The organism is Microcoleus sp. N3A4 (assembly GCF_036701805.1).
GTDB lineage: Bacteria > Cyanobacteriota > Cyanobacteriia > Cyanobacteriales > Microcoleaceae > Microcoleus.
Genome location: NZ_JAUBRJ010000031.1, coordinates 64,644 through 83,989, shown reverse-complemented (window position 1 = coordinate 83,989; position 19,346 = coordinate 64,644). Strand labels below are relative to the sequence as shown.

General features: G+C 43.8%; 15 protein-coding genes and 1 pseudogene. 11 read left to right on the top strand and 5 right to left on the bottom strand.

Annotated elements, in window-relative coordinates; translation table 11 throughout:
* Positions 1–72: 72 nt before the first annotated feature.
* From QUA56_RS18905 to QUA56_RS18895, 3 genes and pseudogenes are all read left to right on the top strand, one after another.
* Positions 73–423 (top strand): annotated as a pseudogene (locus QUA56_RS18905) (reverse transcriptase domain-containing protein); the annotation flags it as partial.
* 645 nt (positions 424–1,068) lie between these two features.
* A complete protein-coding gene (locus tag QUA56_RS18900; RefSeq protein WP_333360317.1) occupies positions 1,069–2,715 on the top strand; it encodes a reverse transcriptase domain-containing protein in 1,647 nt (548 codons plus the stop codon).
* 156 nt (positions 2,716–2,871) lie between these two features.
* Positions 2,872–3,981, top strand: a complete 1,110-nt coding sequence (locus QUA56_RS18895) for a reverse transcriptase domain-containing protein (protein ID WP_333360315.1) — start codon at positions 2,872–2,874, stop codon at positions 3,979–3,981.
* Positions 3,982–4,240: 259 nt separating this feature from the next.
* Here the strand turns inward: QUA56_RS18895 and QUA56_RS18890 are convergent, their stop codons facing one another.
* The gene (locus tag QUA56_RS18890; protein ID WP_333360312.1) at positions 4,241–5,284 is read right to left on the bottom strand and encodes a hypothetical protein; all 1,044 of its coding nucleotides are present in this window, start codon (positions 5,282–5,284) and stop codon (positions 4,241–4,243) included.
* Between the two features lie 65 nt (positions 5,285–5,349).
* Between QUA56_RS18890 and QUA56_RS18885 the strand changes: the two genes are divergently transcribed.
* Together QUA56_RS18885 and QUA56_RS18880 are read left to right on the top strand one after the other, a co-directional pair.
* Positions 5,350–5,532: a hypothetical protein gene (locus QUA56_RS18885; protein ID WP_333304871.1), complete on the top strand. Its 183-nt coding sequence runs from the start codon at positions 5,350–5,352 to the stop codon at positions 5,530–5,532.
* Positions 5,532–6,176: a siphovirus Gp157 family protein gene (locus QUA56_RS18880; RefSeq protein ID WP_333360310.1), complete on the top strand. Its 645-nt coding sequence runs from the start codon at positions 5,532–5,534 to the stop codon at positions 6,174–6,176. Before QUA56_RS18885 ends, QUA56_RS18880 begins: the two co-directional genes overlap by 1 nt.
* A 69-nt stretch (positions 6,177–6,245) precedes the next feature.
* On the opposite strand, the gene QUA56_RS18875 is transcribed toward QUA56_RS18880, so the two are convergent.
* Positions 6,246–6,458, bottom strand: coding sequence for a hypothetical protein (locus QUA56_RS18875; protein ID WP_275526104.1), 213 nt, complete (start codon positions 6,456–6,458; stop codon positions 6,246–6,248).
* Positions 6,459–6,985: 527 nt separating this feature from the next.
* On the opposite strand from QUA56_RS18875, the gene QUA56_RS18870 reads away from it, so the two are divergent.
* The 3 genes from QUA56_RS18870 to QUA56_RS36875 all read left to right on the top strand — a co-directional run bounded on the left by QUA56_RS18870 (position 6,986) and on the right by QUA56_RS36875 (position 10,928).
* Positions 6,986–10,507, top strand: coding sequence for a hypothetical protein (locus QUA56_RS18870; RefSeq protein ID WP_333360308.1), 3,522 nt, complete (start codon positions 6,986–6,988; stop codon positions 10,505–10,507).
* A gap of 207 nt (positions 10,508–10,714) precedes the next feature.
* Positions 10,715–10,840 (top strand): hypothetical protein, encoded by a 126-nt coding sequence (locus tag QUA56_RS18865; RefSeq protein WP_333360306.1) that lies wholly within the window; start codon positions 10,715–10,717, stop codon positions 10,838–10,840.
* Complete coding sequence (locus QUA56_RS36875) at positions 10,830–10,928, top strand: DUF4926 domain-containing protein (protein WP_445242926.1); 99 nt, start codon at positions 10,830–10,832, stop codon at positions 10,926–10,928. Before QUA56_RS18865 ends, QUA56_RS36875 begins: the two co-directional genes overlap by 11 nt.
* 60 nt (positions 10,929–10,988) lie before the next feature.
* Here the strand turns inward: QUA56_RS36875 and QUA56_RS18860 are convergent, their stop codons facing one another.
* The 3 genes from QUA56_RS18860 to QUA56_RS18850 form a co-directional block, all read right to left on the bottom strand.
* Entirely contained in the window at positions 10,989–11,234 is a 246-nt protein-coding gene (locus QUA56_RS18860) for a hypothetical protein (protein WP_333360304.1), read from the bottom strand.
* A gap of 222 nt (positions 11,235–11,456) precedes the next feature.
* Positions 11,457–12,002 (bottom strand): hypothetical protein, encoded by a 546-nt coding sequence (locus QUA56_RS18855; protein WP_333360302.1) that lies wholly within the window; start codon positions 12,000–12,002, stop codon positions 11,457–11,459.
* A 2-nt stretch (positions 12,003–12,004) separates the two neighbouring features.
* Positions 12,005–12,346 carry a hypothetical protein gene (locus QUA56_RS18850; RefSeq protein WP_333360299.1) on the bottom strand — a complete coding sequence of 114 codons (342 nt, stop codon included), beginning with the start codon at positions 12,344–12,346 and terminating at the stop codon, positions 12,005–12,007.
* Positions 12,347–12,739: 393 nt separating this feature from the next.
* Here QUA56_RS18850 and QUA56_RS18845 point away from each other — a divergent pair, with 393 nt between their 5' ends.
* From QUA56_RS18845 to QUA56_RS18835, 3 genes are all read left to right on the top strand, one after another.
* Positions 12,740–15,184, top strand: coding sequence for a hypothetical protein (locus QUA56_RS18845; RefSeq protein ID WP_333360297.1), 2,445 nt, complete (start codon positions 12,740–12,742; stop codon positions 15,182–15,184).
* A gap of 253 nt (positions 15,185–15,437) precedes the next feature.
* Positions 15,438–16,064: a hypothetical protein gene (locus tag QUA56_RS18840; RefSeq protein ID WP_333360295.1), complete on the top strand. Its 627-nt coding sequence runs from the start codon at positions 15,438–15,440 to the stop codon at positions 16,062–16,064.
* 64 nt (positions 16,065–16,128) lie between these two features.
* A complete protein-coding gene (locus QUA56_RS18835) occupies positions 16,129–19,332 on the top strand; it encodes a hypothetical protein (RefSeq protein WP_333360294.1) in 3,204 nt (1,067 codons plus the stop codon).
* Positions 19,333–19,346 lie beyond the last annotated feature (14 nt).

Sequence of the window (19,346 nt, the reverse complement as noted above, 5' to 3'; positions counted from 1 at the left end):
CGGATGATGGGAAACTGTCAAGTCCGGTTCTTAGGGGAGGAGGACGCGGTGACGTGTTCCTCCTTACCCGACAAGAAGACGGCAGGTGTAGACGGTGTTAAATCGCTGACTCCAAAGCAACGTACTAACCTAGTTGGTAAGTTAAAGTTAGAAGGCAAGGCAAAACCCACTCGTAGGGTTAATATTCCCAAACCTGGTACAACTGAAACTAGACCATTAGGTATCCCAACGATAAACGACCGCGTACTGCAAGCGTTAGTTAAACTAGCGTTAGAACCTGAGTGGGAGGCAAAATTTGAGCCAAACTCATACGGTTTTCGACCAGGACGTTCCTGCCACGATGCAATCGAAGCTATCCATACCTGTATCAATAAGAAATCCAAATTCGTACTTGATGCCGATATTGCTAAATGCGTGCGCCGTGGCAGTCAACACGGTATCCCCAATCTAATTGGGAGAGACTAAGAAGAATGTCTCTAAGTCAACCAACTTACCTAGAGTCGAAAGACAAAAAGGGAAAACAGCACGTTGGTAAAGCGGGGGATGGAGAGAAGACGTTTAAACCATTGCCTTGCAAGGCTTGTGTGACAAGGTGAAAGTTAGACTACTTGAAGCCCAATTCTGACGGCATAGGCGATTGCCTATTCCTACAACGTCTAACAGGAATAATCGTTTGTGTGTAGTTTTAAACATTTGAGCAACACAACTTCTTCAAACGATGTCGGCCATCAATGAGACGGCTCAAAGGAATGAGTGGGACACCTAAATCACACTACCACGTACCGAGTTGATGAAGCACGGGATGGCCTACGGGACGCGAGTCCTATGGCTACAGAGTTCTCATAGTAGTCCGAGGACGGGAAAGCCGTCCACATGGCAAAGGAGAACAGGTATTCCTCACACTAAGACCAAGAGGTACGCGAGATGCGGGACGCCAAAACGGTTCTTAATGTAATCCGAGATAGAGGCCAACGAGGGTTGCCTCTGGGAACAGATGTCTACAGACAACTATTCAACCCGAATTTGTACCTCCGAGCGTACAGTCGCATCTACAAAAATGATGGGGCAATGACGCGAGGAATTACTGAGGAAACTGCTGATGGAATGTCTGTCAAAAAGATTGAGAGCCTCATAGAAGATATTCGCTATGAACGCTTTCGATGGACACCAGTACGACGAGTTAACATTCCCAAAAAAAATGGAAAAACTCGACCGCTTGGTGTCCCTACTTGGAAAGACAAATTGGTTCAAGAAGTGGTACGCTCGATTCTTGAGGCATACTACGAACCTCAATTTTCTGACAGCAGTCACGGTTTCAGACCAGAGCGCGGATGCCACACGGCTTTAACTACTATAGACCGTACCTGGCAAGGAACCAAGTGGTTTATCGAAGGAGACATCCGCGGTTGTTTTGACAACATAGACCATAAAATCTTGATGTCAATCCTGCGCGATAAAATTAAAGATAACCGCTTTCTCAGGTTGATGGAAAATCTGCTCAAAGCAGGTTATTGCGAGCAATGGAAGTATCATTCCACTCTCAGTGGTACGCCTCAAGGCGCAATCGTCTCACCCATTCTCGCCAATATCTATCTCGACAAGTTGGATAAGTTTGTCTGGGAGAATCTAATTCCAGAATATACGCGCGGTAAAAGAAGAGCCGAAAATAAGGAGTATGCCAAACTCCAGAAACTCGCTTGGTACTACAGGAAAACCGGACAAACTTTAAAAGCGCATGAACTGGAAATAAAATACCAGAAAATGCCCTCCAAAGATGTTCGTGACCCTGGGTACAGAAGGCTGTCTTATGTACGCTATGCCGATGACTTTTTACTTGGCTTTATAGGGTCAGTTGCAGAGGCAAAAGAAATCAAGGAAAAACTGAGAACATTTTTAGCTGATAACTTGAAGCTCGATATGTCTTCTGAAAAGACCTTGATTACAAATGCCCACAAAGGAGCGGCAAAGTTCTTGGGGTACTCCGTCGTTGTTCAACAGTCGGACAGTAAGCACACTCAAGGTAGGCGTTCGCTGAACGGCGTTATTGGACTCCGAATTCCTACTCGTTTTGTGGAAGAAAAGTGCGCCCAATACAAGAGGAATGGCAAACCCATTCATCGCCCGGAACTGATTAATGATGACGATTTTACAATCGTCAGCATCTATCAGTCAGAATACAGAGGGTACGTGCAATTCTACAGTCTGGCTCAAAACATTGCATGGCTTTCAAAACTGCAATGGGTCATGTGGAGTTCACTAATGAAAACACTCGCTTGTAAACACAAAACTAGCGTGGCGAAAATCTGCTCCAAGTACCATAAGACGGTCAAGCTCCCACAAGGTCGGCGCAAATGCGTGGAAATTACCATCAATAGGGAAGGTAAGAAACCACTGGTGGCTCGTTTTGGTGGTCTATCGCTAAAACGTAACCCAAAAGCAACCATTCCAGACCTGCCCTTGACCCGAAAGCCGCCAGAAAGAAACGAGCTGATAAAACGGCTCCTTGCCGACGAGTGTGAGGTCTGTGGGGCGAAAGGTGACATTGAAGTTCACCACGTTCGCGCTCTCAAAGACCTCAAGGTAAAGGGAAGGAAGTCTAAACCGCTCTGGATGCAGATTATGTCTGCACGCAGACGAAAGACTTTGATGGTTTGTCGCCAATGCCATGACGCCATTCATGCTGGCAAACCTATTTTTAGGCACATCACGGAATAGGAATACTGGAGAGCCGTGTGCCTGGAAATCTCGCAAGCACGGTTCGGAGGGGGCTAGTCGGAAAAGGAACCTTCTGGAAACCTCGCTGGCTAGCTACCCACTTTCGACCGGATCGACCATAAAGCGTTACTCGCCAAAATACACACATACCCCACCTTGAGCCGTCAGATAAAATGCTGGCTTAAAGCAGGGTACTGTGTGCAGAAAGAATTATTCCCTACTAATGAGGGTACACCACAAGGCGGGGTCATCTCCCCATTACTTGCGAATATTGCCCTACATGGTATGGAAAATAGGATTAAGCAGTATGCGGAAACACTAAAAGGGCGTAAAGAACACAATCGTGATGCCCTTAGCCTAATCCGCTATGCCGACGACTTTGTGATAATCCATAAGGATTTGAACGTAGTCAAACAGTGTCAGGAGATAATCGCAGAATGGTTGAGTGATATGGGATTGGAGTTAAAACTAAGTAAAACAAAATTAGCCCACACCCTTGAAAAAGTAGAAGGAAATGTTGGGTTTGAGTTTCTAGGATTCCATGTACAACAGTACAAATCTGGCACTTATAGATGTGCTAACAGTACAAACGGAAAACCATTAGGTTTTAATACACTAATCACACCCTCAAAAGCCAAAGTAAAGTTACATCTAGCCAAGATAGCTGAAGTAATAGACACCCATAAAACCGCCCCACAAGCTGCCTTGATTGGCAGGGTGAATCCTATTATCAGGGGATGGTCAAACTATTACTCTACAGTCTCTAGCAAAATGACCTTTAACAAGGTAGATAATCTAACCTACGACAAGTTAAGAGCTTGGGCTAGAACTAGGGGAAAAGGTAGCATTAATAAGGACAAATACTGGCGAACAGTAAGCGACCGTAATTGGTGTTTCAGTACCGAAGACGGGATGGAATTACTCACCCATGAAAATACGCCTATCGTCAGGCATAGAAAAGTAAAAGGTGAATCTAGCCCGTTTGATGGAAACTGGATTTATTGGAGCAAGCGACGGGGCGAAAGCCCAGATACCCCGAGTAGGGTTGCATCCCTCATCAAGAAACAAAAAGGTATCTGTACACACTGTGGATTGTATTTTACCAATACAGACATTGTAGAAGTTGACCATATTAAGCCAACGTCATTAGGTGGAAAAGACACCTATAATAACCTTCAACTTCTACATAGACATTGCCATGACACAAAGACTAAAACAGACGGGTCAATGCACTCAAAAGAAAGTGCCAAAACTTTGCTTGGCTAGTCTTGAATCGTATCCATAACAAGGATATAGTTATCGAGGAGCCGTGTGAGGCGAAAGTCTCATGCACGGTTCTGAAGGAGAGGTAGAGGTGGTAACGCCTCTATCGACTCTAACAGACTCTGACTTTTCCGCTTGCCGAACTTGTTTTATAAGGGAAAGGGGAAGGGGAAGGAAGGATAAGTTTTCGCTTTTCTTCAATAAAAGCTAACAATAACCTGGATTTTTCCGTTTCTTTACCTTCCCAAGTAATCAGCTTTTTCTACCCTTCCCCTTCCCCCTTCCCCTTCGACAAGCTTAAATAGCTAAGGCGATAATTAGTTTTAGCCATCTTCCTAGCTTCTGCTGTTGTCCAAGGTTTAACCGGAAGCAAATCAGGTTCAGATTCTAACAGCTTATAGGAAAAGAGATCGCCCGTTACTTCAGCAATGACAAAAGCAATAAACTTGCAACAGCTTAACGGCGCTTGTACTACCTGCTTCTCAGTAAATCTAACCACAATCCAATTCCACTCTAAGAATAATTGATTGCGGCGGACATCGCCCTCAGCATCGCAACAGTGAGTCGGCTGCTTAGATTTACCTGCATAAGGTTCATCAATCTCCACATCAATTCCTATCCCCGATGGAGTGTGAATTACAATAAAATCTGCTGAATAGCTTCTTCGAGATGACGGAATTTTAAACTCTGCTGCTTGGACAACTTCCTTAAAATACCGTTGTAAGTATTGCAAAAAGCGCTCTTCACTCACCCCTTGTCGAGCTTGAGAACAGCCAATATAACTAACCCGAAGTGACATCAAATCCTTGAGCAATCTATTTCTGGAATCAAAGTCAACTTTTACGCTTTTTAAAACTGTATGCAACCCTTCTTTTTCCAGCTTAAAACTAGAAAATTCCGGCTGCTTTTTGGATAATATCTCTTGTTGCTTATACTCCAAAACCTGCTGCTTATATCTAGATAACAGTTTTTGACGGCAACCAAACACATAACTATAAGCAGCCGCAATTAAACATGAATAAGCCACCACTACCAACAGCATTTCCCACCATAGCCAACCCCAGGATATAGCAATCAGCGGGAGAGCGATCGCACCATAGAGCCAAAACACCCAAATTAACCACAGCAACTTGACAGGTAACACTACAGGCGGTTGAGGCGGAGTCAGCAAAACAACAGGCTGCCTGAATTGTTGAGTTTCTTGAACTTGGGATGAGGTAGCACCACTAGAATTTACCTCCGACAAAGCATATTGATGGCAGAACTGCATTACCGCTTTTGGGTAAAAAACTATAGGATAATTCATCTCTTTAAATCCTCTTTTTTTAAGAGCGCTATCGCGCTATTTGTCAGAAAATATTTTTGACCTGTATGCCCAAACCACAAGCATCAAATTCCCAAAAAACAACTGATTTTCCACCAGTTATCAAGATTAAAAACCACAAACAAGATAGGCATCTTGCTCTTGAATTTGACCCAGAAACAATAGCTGCAATTACTCAAATTGAAGCTCGACATGATTACTACCACACCTGCATTAACGGACGATATTGATGAATCTTGCTACTCAATCTCTCGCTCAAACCTCCCTAGCTGCTGCTCAACTTTGGCATCAACTAGAGTCAATAGAAACTCCTGAAGAAATTGACCAACTGCTGCAATCCCTTTGGCAAACCCAAGAAAGCCAAGAACTTGCTGTTGACACCCACGCGGACTTAGCTGACCAAATTGATGCCGAAATTGCTGCAATCAAGGCTCGAATGCAGTATTTGATAGAACTGCATTCCACAGCTATCAACAAACTCCAAGGGTGGAGAGAACGCTTAGACAAAACCGTTCTCTACTTCAACGAGTGCGGCGTGTTAACTTCAGAAACTATCGGTAAACACCACCGCATTACTGTTAAGGAAAATCCGCCTACCTGTGAAGTTTTAGTTGACGCTTCTCAACTACCAGAACCCTATCGCCGCACCGAGACAAAAATCGTAATCTCGGCTGACAAAAAAGCGATAGCAGATGCTTGGAAACAAGGAATGCCTGTAGATGGCACTAGGGTTTTCCGCAAACGCCGAGTTGTTTATAACCTACTCAAAGGCAATAACTTGAATGCCTACCCAGCTAATTTAAACTCCCAGTTGCCAGCCGCAGCATCGACCACTCAACCAAAAGCAAAACGCCAAAAGCGCCACTCTCCTTAGATAGGAAAATGGGAAGTTAGGAGGACACAGAAATTTCATTCGCTGCGCCTTTTTCTTCCCTTTCCTCAGCTAAACCTCGCTCCAATAGCTCAAATCATCAAGCTCCTCTTCTGTTGCACCAAAAGTATTAATCCACCTCATAGCTCGCTCAAATAAGTGGCTATTTAACCGCCGCTTATCGGCATCAGACTGAGGCGGATTAGACCCCTGCCAACAATTATCACCCAGCTCAATTTTATCAAGGCATTGAGGGGACTGTGATTCAAATTTATTCTCTTGCATTGTTTAACCCTACCTAATTGTTACCTTCAGTTTAACCCACTTTATAGGGAGTGGGGAGTTGGGGAGAGTGGGAGAGTGGGGGAGGGGGAGTTAGGGAGAATTTGACGCTTACTTCCTAAACTGTACGGCATGAAAATTTGGTATTTTTTAATGCCAGATAAAAACTCGTCAAATCCTCTCCCACTCTCCCCTTCTCCCCAACTCCCCACTCCCACTCCCCCACTCTCCCCCTCCAATTGAGCGGGTAACTATCCCTCAATCATCGGATGTCTTTTCACTTCCAAACTTGTACAAAAGAAATTGAGTGTGTGGGCAAAAAGACATAAATTTACCTACTCTCACTCATGGTTTCACGCTTCCATTGATTAACCATATCAAATCCATTGGCATCGAAATTCTCAAGTCGAGGTCAATGATTCCCCATTCCCTTTTCATACTCCGCATTCCCCACTCCCCATTATTCCGGTACAACCGGAATTGATATCAATCATCACAACTAACTTTTCAGGTTTCAGGAGATACTCATAATGACCAAAAAGCATTCTCAATCACTAGAGCCTACCTGCCAGTATACTGAGCTTCTAGCAGGAGTTGGGCTAAAAATCCCTGTCTTTGATATGTCCTTAGAGAACGGCAAAGAAAAAGGACGCTACCAAATAGAACCGGAAATCCTCCGAAATTCAATGCTTGAACTACTCTTTAAACCCGAAGAATTAGCAACACTAACCATCGTCAAACCAGACCCACATGATAGCAGCCTTGACCCTCTCAAAAACATCGACTTCGGAGACGGTATTGCTAGAAGAGTTGCCTTTAGTTCTGGCAAAAATGTGTACTTTGCTGACAAAGAACTCTCAGCCAAACTGTTAAGCGTATTCACAACTCAACCAGATCATTCCTGTCGCTACGGCTCTCTGCTAGTAAGCAGTTGCACTCAAGGAGTCCAGTTGTTAGACTGCTCTGTTACTGGTGAAACATTGCGAGTCAAAATTGTTGATTCCCAAAGTGATGACCCTTCTGAAAAAGCTTTAGCTCAACGATATCAAACCGGAGACTGTCACGGCAAGATTTCACCCACGTTAGCCCAACAATTAGATGGCATTCACAACCGCCCTTTTCAATTTCGATTTGCTTGGCTTTCAGACTGGGAACAAGAGAATTGTGCGACTCCCCAAATTAACTTCCTTGCTAAAGGAACGCTACTTCCCGATTCCCAATTAACTGATAATTTAGGCTATGATATCATTATGGATCGCTCTTCCATCAAAGGAGTTGCCGCATTGCAATTAGCTGAATTGATTCCTTGTGGAGATTACGAATTTCCCAAAGCGGTATTAGGAAATCGAGGCAATGCCAAAGTAACTGAATACGAAAATTCCTGGCAATTTTCGATTTGGTACTCCGAAGCAGCTATTCAGACTGACATCGCCACCCCCACCAAACTTGAAGCCCAAAAGTTAGCTGACTTGCAAAACAATCGGTTGCAACTTTCTAAATACTTAGTAGAGCAACATGACAAGAAAGTGGCTTTTCAATCTAACATTCACGAAGACAACAACGGATTAGAAGATGAAACCGATGAAAAAGCTCAACGCAATGAATATCGGCTAATTTCTATTTTGAGAAACGACAAACTCGGTCAACTCCTTGACTTTCCCAAAGTCGTCGATTTCATGCAAGAACAACTAGCTAAGAAGTGGCGAGACTTAGCAATTAAAGGAGCAATTCATCATGGTTCAGCAATGGCTCAACCCTGCGAAGACCTAAAACCCGGTACAATTGTTGCCCCCCACTTGAAAAACGGCACAGAAGTCATCGTTACCCGATACCCAATTGTCAGTAAAGATAACATCCGCCGCTACACAGTAGACAATAAAAGCCATCCCGAATTAATGCAGTACAAAGGATGCGCCTTCATTCGTCCCGACCAAGCTATGCAGCACCACCAGTGCGATTTTGATGGAGATCAATTAGTGATTACTCCCGCCTCAAAACTGCCCAATATTGCCTCTGAAACCAGACACGCTAATCAAGAAAACGAGTACGAAGCTGTTTCCAAGCGCAGTAAAATTGATTACACCAAAGCTACTGATGAAGAGGGCAACCGTAAGTATACCAAACTGCGGCAAATTGCCGTAGCGATCGCACACAACAAAATCGGCTGGGTTGCTACCTTAATTGGACGAGTACAGTCTTCTGTACCCCAACCAAAACAACCTACAAACTTATTTAACCACAAGAAGCAGAAACTACTCGGTCAACTGTTTGATGCCCTACAAATTGAAGTGGACAGCCCCAAAAGCGCTACTCGCACAGAAGACTACCACCCCAATTTGCTAAATCTTGCTAAACAATGGTCAAACGAATACCCCTCTTACTTGTTTGACTTCAAAGACGACCCCCGGCTTTACAAAACAGTACCACTGCCCGCAGAAGACAACGCTGCCATCAGTTGCATCGCTCGCAGTGCGGTTAATCCTGAGTGGGAACCCACCCGCTTAACCAGCCGCCACCGCGATGAATTTCGCTACCTGTTCCCCTCTCCTAAAGATTTAGATGAGAGAGAAGATTGGGAGAAATACTACGTGACATGGGCCAAAGATACTAAAGAGCGATATCGAGAACGGATGGCAGAAATCTACGAGCAACAAGGCGATGACCTCAAAGCTATTAGAGAAGCTGTTGGCAAATTGTATGAGAGTTTAAGAACTGACGTAGCTGACGCATTTCCTCACCCCAAAGAGCGGATGTTAGCTGCTAGCGCATTGTGGCACGTAGAAACTACAAATCCCAATTTAGACGTGCCTCGCAAAGCTTGTCTTGAACTGTCGCGCCAACTGAAAATTGAGTTCCACCTCGAATCTGACTATGAGCGGCTACATGAAGCTCTCCCCAATGATACTTACATTTTGAGCGTCCCTTTTCAAAAATTAGCAAGAGATGGAAGCGGTCAAATTAAAAGGGATAGCAAGCGACAGCCAATTAGCACTGACTTAGCTGGTGAATGGAAGGAAAAGCTAGACAATAAAGGCATTAAATACGAAGCTAGTTTACATCCCAGCTTGCCGATGGTTAACTTTGCCTTGCTCGACCCCAATGAGAAATTGGTAGAAGTCCTAGATCGGGAATTTGGCAACAATGAAAATGACATCGACTCTCTCAATTTAACTTACCGAGATCGCTTGGGTCGAACCCAAACTGCCAATTCGCGTATTGTAGCGCCTGCCAGCTACAATTGGGTTGAATCTAAAGACAGCCAAACTCCCAAAGCTGCATTGGTTCTTAACTTGTTCTCCGATGAAATTTGCCAGCAATTGCAGACTTTTCAGTTTGAAACTGTTGAACTAATTGGTCAAAAGTACAACGATTTCAAAGATGTTGATTTTAGCACCGAGAAGTGGAAGGGAAAAAGATTGAGTTTTGAAGTCGATGCTTTTAAAAGCGACACTGGTAATTACCGAGATGGCAGCCCAATTGTCAAGCTCAACGACCGTCAACTAGCCATGTTTTCGCCTAATTCTCCTAAACTGCCTATTGGTGCAACCTTTGAAGCAACTATCGAATCTTCACCCAAAAGCAGTGCTCTCATTTTAAACATCGATCCGGCATCGCTGAGGTTAATTGAAGAAGCGGCTGAAGTGGAAATCCTGTCAGTAAAAGGCAAATCTGCACCCAATAGAGAGGGCTTCGGCGAAGACATTCGACCGGGGAAATCGCTATCTCAAATTTCCCAACAGCAACAGTCTCAAGCTCAACAAAAAAATTGCGATTCCGCAACTATTTCTGAATTAATGCAAGCTGCGATTGGCAATGCCTATCAGAAAACAGGCGCTATTGAATTTCCAGTTGGTTCTTGGGGTGTATTCGTCAACAGCAAAACCCAAAAATGTACCGTTGAGGATGAAAGTGGCGCTATTATTTTTGCGGCTGACTTAAAAAGTGAGCGAATTATCAAAGGATTATCTGAAGAGAACAGCGCTAAGTTTGTCGCAGAAATCTTAGAAAACCCTAGTCCTAAACGCCATTCGTCTGTTGCTGTCGAACTTTAAATGATGGGGAGTGGGGAGTGGAAAAAGAGGTATAGCCGAGATTAACGTCAGTTCGATGCGATCGCGCTTGGTAAGAGTGCCAGTATACTCCGTCTGCTAGGATACTAAGAGAGCGATCGCGTCGAACTTTTCATCGCCGTTCAAAAAAGGGTGAAAATTTCCCCAGATTAACAAATTGTTATCCGATCAAAAAGTTAGGCGAAAACAATGAAAACAATTAAAGATTTAGATATTGTTGCTTTAACAGAAGACGTAGAAGCAACCCATTTTGCAACCAAAGAAATCATTAAACTATCTTTCATGACAAGTAGGAACAGTGGTGATGGAATTTGACGGCAGTGCCTTTGAAGTAGAATTTTATCATCAAGATGGCACAACTTATGCAATGGAGACGATTCCCACCAGAATGTTAATGCTTTAGAATGGCAATACTCACAAAGAAAACTAGCTCTACTTCTTCCTAAATTTCGAGTGGCACGGTTTATGGACATGAGGCTGCTATAACTTTAGCGTTAATTAAGGTAAAAATCCGATCCAGTTTTAGTAAACTTGCTAGTTCTACAACCTCTTCTGAAGTTAAAATATTAGCCTTTTTCCCCTCAGCCAGTTCTTCTAATCTAGCTTGCAGATTTTCGGTAAATTTGAATAAGTAAAGATTTCTGACCTTCTCAATCGAAATATCACTATCAATCCAGTAGGAAGGTTGTACCATAAGTTCAGCTATCATGGTGATTCAATTACTCAATTACTACATGGATGGTCTTGATTTTATCATAAAATTGTTCGATCAAACAAGTTATTTGTTAATTTTTATAAATTTATAGAGTATTGTTTGTATAGGAAAGAAAGAGCGATCGCCCACACCTCGTATGATTGGGGCGGGTTCACCAATATCTTACTATCAAATGATGAATCCAGAAACCCTGCCCCTCCATTTTAACCCTAGATGTCATGCGCTGACTAACTCTCCACTTACAATATTTAAACAAGTCGGGCTTTCATCCATAAAATTAAGGTATAATTTTTCTCCTTCAACAGCAGTTTGGGTAATCAAATCTTTTCCGTACCTCCAGAGTTCTTTGCCTGACTCGGTTATAGCAGTTACATCCACTTCTTGAACAATCAATACAATGCCCCGCTCTTTGAGGTGTAAAAAATAATAAAAAAGGGAATTTAAGGGAATTTGAAAAGCTATTTGGCGATTGTTAATGTTAACACCTGTTACTTCCTGGTTGTAACCGAATAGGATGAGATCCCACTCTGGCTGGATTAATACATGGGGTTTCAATCCATGCCCTTCTGAGCATATACCAATGCAGAAAGGTTTACTGTCATAAGATTGAAAGTGGACTTTTGCTAAATAAAATTCTAAGTTATGTTCGGCAATTTCTCCTAGTAATAAACTTTCTAGGTCGCCTTCGAGTATTTTTACCATGTCGGCTTTATTTGCTAATGATTGAATAGAGATTTGGTTGCTTCCGAAGGTGATAAACATAGTTATGACTCTTTGCCAAATAAGATAATTGTAATCAGTTTGTTACTATCCCAAACGGTCTTCATTTTTAATGCACCTATTGGCCCAATCAGTAATGATTCTTTGATAATACGACCATTAACTTGAATTTCGGCAATATTGGTGCGATCGTGGAAGACACAGTACAAGTGAGCGCTCAGATAAGCTCTAGTATCTGAAGTGTCTCCCAAACCAATTGCGCCGAGTTGCCTGCTCATAGCTTGGCTTCTATCAATGGTAGCGCGATCGCCTGTTGCTTTGCCTAAAGGGTATAAAATCTTTCTACCTAGCTTAACAGTCCCAGTTAGGGTAAGAATAGTTAACACATTAGCAGTTAAAGCGTTATTTAAAAAAGTTAATAAAAACTTAGGCTTATGAGGTTGCATCGATCGCTACACTATGCTTGTAAACGTACCAAATATCTCGTAAATCTTCAGGGGTTAGACGTTCAATAATATCGCTTAAACACCTTCTCTTCTGTTTCCCCTCCCCCCCCAATTGGATCGATCCAATTGAACCAGTAAAAAACACCTGTTGTCAGGAAGCCAGAACTCATGGAAATAATTTAGGTTTGAAAAAGGAAGGAGAGGAGAGTGGGGAGTGGGGGAGAATAGGAGAATTTGACACTTATTTCCTACGAATGCTTGTCTAACTGTACGGCAAAGCCTTCCCACTCTCCCCCTCTCCCCATTACCCTTCCCTATCCAAGGAGAAATTCAATGGTTACTTACGCCCACAAAAAAAAGTCAAACCAATACATCACGGCTGACACAGAACAGGGAGAAAAAATTCTAAAGTACCTTAAAAGTCGGTGTGAAAAGGCTTTAAATTACTGCCAAGAACAAGGCCTGACTGCTGTTGAAGATTTTGCCGAAGCGGTCGAAGAATTGACTGAAGCTGACGGCAAACCAGGTATCAGCGTTAAAGTCACACAAGGTGGCTTCGTCCTCTCCCTCACAGACAGACCTGAATATGGTTCTACCACTGGCAAATACATGATGGAACACCTGGGAGAACCAGATGACAACCGATTCACCGCCGTCGGCATTAAAGCCACCCTCACCCCAGAAAAGAGTAAATCTCAGAGGAAAAATAAGCCTTCAGACTTAGACGAACTACTCTCCGAAATTGAGGAAACTGATTCAGTACCCAAGCAAGCGTCAAAAGTTAGTTCCAATGCTAAGAAAAAACTGGAATTAGACGAATTCGATGAAGATCATGACCTTCTCGATGAAATTAATGGCAGCGAACCAACAATCAAAACTCAAACTAAATCTCAAACCAAAAACAACAGCGATTGGGAAATAGCGGACAGCCGTCATTCTAAGTCCCAGGCTAAATCTAAAATCACTGAAGTCGAAGTTGACGAAGAATTTGTGGTAGATGACCTTGAGGAAGAGGATAAAAAACGTATACCCAAAACTAAATCTCAGGCTAAGCCTAAAACTAAAAATGTAGAAAAATTTGTCACTGCTGAAATTGATGAAGAGGAAGAACTTGCACTCCCGCAACAATTTAAACCAAAATCCCGCCAAAATAAAGAAGAATTTGCAGGTGAAACTGAATCCCACAACCAATTTCGTAGTAAAAAACTTAATCAAAACCAGTTTGAGACAGTTGATAGCATCGACGACCTACTTGAGGACACCCTAACCAAAAGTCCTACAACACAATCCTTGCCATCCGATGCCAATCCGAGAACCCAACGCCGCAAAAAATCAAACGAATTGGATATTGATAGCCTGCTCAAAACAGGCGCACAAACCAGCGAGAGAATAGCCACTTCAGGAAATGAGATAAACGGTACAACCCTCTCTGGACTGAGTGCTCAAGCTGCATTTCTAGCCACCCTTGTAGGCATTGATGCAGCACAAAAAGTTGTTGGTGCAGCCAGGGAAGCTGGACAAGAACGCCAAGTTGCTCAACTCATCAAAAGGCTTAAATCTCAAAGCCAGCGTGCCGATCGGCTAACTGAACGAGCCAATCATTTGCCAGCACTAATTGATGAACAAGAAGCATCTATTGATGAACAAGAATCAGAAAATATACCCCTACCTCCTCTCTCCAAAGAAGAACATCAACTCGAAAATCAAGCCTTATCTCAAACTGAAACTTCTGAGTCAGTTGGAGCAATCTTAGCCAAAGCCGTTAATCATGTGACCCACAAACTTAAAACCATCCCTCAACCGGATGATAAAGGTAGAAAACTTAACCCAATTGAGATTAATCCTCATGCTAGTTTTGAAGAACAACTCAAACAAATTAATCAAGCCCTCGACCGCTTAGAAAAACGACTCGATACCCTAGAAAGCCGCATCGAAACTTTAGAAAAAGCACTTCAACAGCACTCTTTGAGCCAAACACCGCCTGCTGCGGAAGTTATGCCAGAAGAAAATAAGGATGATTTTGCCAAACCTACTAACGGAGGAAAACGCTCGCCTTCCCCAGAAAACGAGAGGACGGACGCAAGAGTACCTGCTTTTGCTCAAGGTCGAAATCCGTTAGATAAAGAAAATTCTACCCCTCCAAGTGAGCGACTTCCCTCAACTGATGAAGCAGTGATTGCTGAAGCACTGGTGCAAATTTATCATGCTGCTGTTGAAGAAGCTGCTCAATATGAAGGCGATCGCTCTCAAGCTACCCCAGCAGCAGCTAATGGTGGTGTTGACCTGGGAAATACCAAACTTTACGTCTTTCTTGAAGGTGAATTGACTACTGTCACCCTAGAAACCAAAGATGGCTTTGAAGTCTTTGAGGCTACCTCAGATGAGACGAGAAAATGGAACGTTACCGCTGACAAACTGACTCCTAAAGACAAACAAGAAATTTTGAAATTGCCTCACAGCTTAGAAGAGTTCCAACAAGTCAGTAACCAAGAACACCTCGCTCTGCTAGTAGCCGAAAGGGGCAAAGATGCCATCAGTTTAACTGACTCTCAAGGCAACAAATTCGAGTTTGAAGCCGGAGAGGGAATCGTGACTGGCTATACAGAACACGGCGAAGTAATTTATGAAGCCATCCTTCAACCAGACCAGGTAGAGGTACTACAATGCGACATCCCCGCCAACGAACTAGAAAGTTGGTTAGAACGAAGACTTCAGCAAACGCCGACTTCTAACTCCCACCGAGAAACTCACAAAGCCAATCGAGAAGTTCAAATCTAGGGAAGTCTAGGATGCTATTTCAATACGGTTCATTTAAGGCTGACAGCATGAGTGGTGATGCGAATTTTTGAGCCTTAACTGAACCGTATTGGATGCTATTTACCTTCTACTTTATACTTCCTCAACGACAACCCCCTCCCAATGGATCGATCCACTTTAGTCACTCAAAAACACCGCATTTGGTGATGTCAAAGCTTAGTGGCAAAACTTAGAGTAGTAATAAGGAAAATAACTACACTATAGAGAGGTTTGCATGACTATTCGTTCCTCATCCCGCTATTTATTCCCAACTGCAAAAGGCTCACAAAGCCCCGCCTTTCAATTTCTGAAACAACACAAAATCCGCCCAGGCGACTTCCTATTTATCGGGATTTGCCTAGCCTCACTTGTCTATTTTACTATCCATGACCCGCTCTTAATTGCGACTTTAGGCTGCTCCAGCATACTCTTTTTAAGTTTATGGCACATCACTAGAGCTATTCCTCTTGTAGAGCGATATATCGGCTGCAAAATCCGCTTTTGGCACATTGCCACTGCCATTATCACCTCTACTGCGCTTTGCTCCGTACTCGATTCCCCAGCCAACGCCCTCTTCCTCTCCGGCTTAGAAGAATTTATGCAAGAACTCGCAGAAGGAGCCTCTTCAGCAGGAGGCGAAGCTATTGATGCCGAAGTCATCGAACTGATTTTCAACTTAATTCGCGGAGCATTTCTTTTGTTAGTAGCAGCCGCTTCTCTTTTCGCGTACAACCAAGCACAACAAGGTAACGACTGGAGACCAATTGTTACCCAAGTTGCTTTAGCCTTTGCCATTGTAATTGCCGTTGACGTAATAACTTTCCTCTTCGTTGGCAATGGCGGAGGCGGGGGTGGAGCCTAATTATCTAAAGGGGAGGGGTTTTCTCTTCCCCAAACCTCAACCTCAAATCTAAACCCTTTAAATTATGCTCAAAGACCCAGATAAAGATTTTATTTCCGTCAATAAGATTCTCGGCAAACAAGCCAGCATCGGCATCATCCCAGCGGAACAGCTAATTCCCTGGATGCTAATCGCTGTAATTTCCTACATCCTCACCAACGGCTTATTCAGCTTAGGAATGCCTTGGTTTTTCACCACTACTTTCTGGCTAATTGTAAGCTGGTGGCTCCTGACAGGTAACAAACCTCACCTTTTTGTAGACAGGTTTAGACCTCCGCCGGGGAATGAGTGGTACAACGGTAATCTTTTATACCTTTCTCCCGTTCCCCAACACCGACCAAACCCGATTCGCCACCGAATCAGCGATTCACAAGTCCGAGTCAAACTTAAACCCAAAGTTGCTCCCACTCAACAAGGAGGTAACAGCCGACTTATGCCCTTCCAAAACTACCAAAACCTCCTCTGTTTAGTCACTATCAAAAAGGATGGTCGGGAAGTTTCTGGTTACTTACTGAATGAAGGCAGTCAATACCAAATTGTATTCGGATTCGAGACGGCTGGCTTTCACAACATTCTGTACCGTCAGGAAGTAAACAACGCAGCCACAGCCTTAGAAGAAGGGCTAAAAGACATTCCCCCAGGCGAAAAAATGACCTTTCACACCGGCTGCTACAGCAGCGATTGCCTTCGCCAGCAACAGTTAACTGAATTGGCTGACAACTGTCACCTCAAACCCATTTCTGTACTCGTTCGTAACGAACAGAAACGCATTCAAGAACTCAACTTAGCAGGCACCAGACAACTGTGGAACCAAACTATTTTCTGCACTTGGACATTCAACGCTCAATCTGGCTCCAAGTCCAACGACCCTCTGAGTAAATTCATCAATGGAATTATCAACACAGCCAATAGCATTGCTGCACAATTTACAGGCAACCAGCGCATCTACTCTGAACGCTTTTACAAACAACTGCTGCTCGACGCTTTCGAGCAAGGCTATATCCGGTGGGAACTCTTGCTAAACACCAAAATTGGACTGGAAATTCAACCCATGAATGCCCAAGCATTGTGGGGATGGCTGTGGCAAAAATTCAACAGCTCACCCGTACCCCCTATTCCCCAACTTCTTACCTTAAAAGAAACCGCGTCCGACTACAAACTAACCGAAACCATCAACAGTCACAAACACGCCTGCACCATTTTAATTGAAGGTATGAGCGGCCGTTCGAGCTGCCCGGAACACAGAAAAGCTAGCTCACGCATTTTGCTTCCCGGCAGAAACGCAGAATGCGGCGTGCTAACAATGGAAGAGGGCCCCGGCGGCTGGCTCAATACCAGAGAGCAACTGCAATGGCTCTGGAAAATTATGAGCAACAGCTACGTCCGCGATACTGAAGCCGTTGTCGAAATTAGCGCCGCTCCCAACTTTATTATTCAAGACAACTTAGCAAGGCAAGCTAAACAATCTAAAACTGCCAAAAAACGCGCTTTAGAAAAAGGTCAAGGTCGCGATGTAGGAGCAGAAGTCAAACAGGAAGAATCCTTTGAAGCCCAGAAAAAAATGTACAAAGGTGCAAGAGCAATTCACGCTGCTGTCACCTTCTTAGTCTACCGACCAACCCCGGAGCAACTAACACACGCTTGCCAAATGCTCTCTCACAGCTTCGGCTCTGCCAAGGTATTAAGAGAGCGCAACATTGCTTGGCAACTGTGGCTAGAAACTTTGCCCATTACTGTAAGCTGGCTGTTGCACAGCAGTTCGCTAATTAACGAACGCCGCCTCACCTTAGACACCGAAACTGTCCCCGGTATTTTGCCCTTAACTGCTGTAAGGGACATCGACTCAAAAGGAGTTGAATTCATCACCAAAGGCGGCAAACCCGTGTACGTTGACCTCATGCACAACCAAACCAGCCGCGCCGTTATAACAGGCGAGTCTGGTTGCGGTAAAAGTGTTTTGGGATGGCGATTTGCAGCCGATGCAATAGCCGCTAATATCCCAGTAGTCGGTATGGACATCTCCGCAGGAAGCGGCAGTACCTTTGAGACAGCAGTGAAACTGTTAGGCGACGACGGTGCCTACTACGACATCACCTCTGGCAGCTCGAATCTACTCGAAATACCCGATTTGAGACGCTTTGATAGAGAAGAACGATCGCGCCGACTAGACCAATGGAAAGAGTTTATCAGAAAAGCGCTGACTATTATCAGCATGGGCAAAGTCCGCGACCCAAAATTAGCGCAGCGAGTCGATGCCATTTTGCTGCTAACTCTGAAAAAATTTCTGGAAGACCCAGACATTATCGAGCGCTACAATACGGCATTTGAAAAAGGCTGGAAATCGACCGCGTGGCAAGAAATGCCAACCCTTACAAACCTCATAAAGTTCTGCACAAAAGAGCAACTAAACCTGCAAAACTTTACCGACTTAGACCGCATTGCCATCAACCAAATTATCACTCAATCGAAGGCTTTACTAGCCTCACCTTTAGGGAAAGCCATTGGCAGACCCAGTACATTTTCACCCGAACCCGCTGTTAAGTTTTTTGCCCTTAGCGGTCTGGGCAACGAACAAGACCAGTATTTAATGGCCATTAACGCCCACGCTGCTTGCATCCGCAACGCACTTTCTCACCCTAAAAGCCTATTTATCGGAGACGAACTTTCGATTTTGTTTAAAAAAGACGGATTTGCTGAAGTAGTAGGCGAACTCTGTGCAGTGGGTAGAAAAAATGGCATTTCAGTGCTCTTGCTAGCCCAAGATATCGACAGTATTTGCGATTGTAGTGCGGGAACTATGATTATGCAAAATATGGTGTATCGAATTACTGGAAGGCTGACATCAAATGGAGCTACTTCTTGGGTCAAACGTTTGGGATATCCGGCTGAAATTATTAGCCAAAATGCTACAGAAGCTTTCCTTCCTAGAGCGGCAGACCTTTATTCCAATTGGTTAATTGAAAAAGGAGGTCGTTTCTGGCAAAGCCGATACTATCCCGGTGAAATGATATTAGCAAGTGTGGCTAACAATCAAGCTGAATTGATGGCTCGTAATCGAGTGATGGCTCAATATCCCAATACCTTAAAAGGGCAATTGCTAGCACTCAAACAATTTACAGCAGAATATGTACAAGCCATTAAAGAAGGGTGTTCCTTAGCTAATATTGGCAAGAATGCAATCACCGATATCAACGAACACAAATCCCCTCAAGACCTTATTGCTAGCTAGTTTTCCGTAAAATT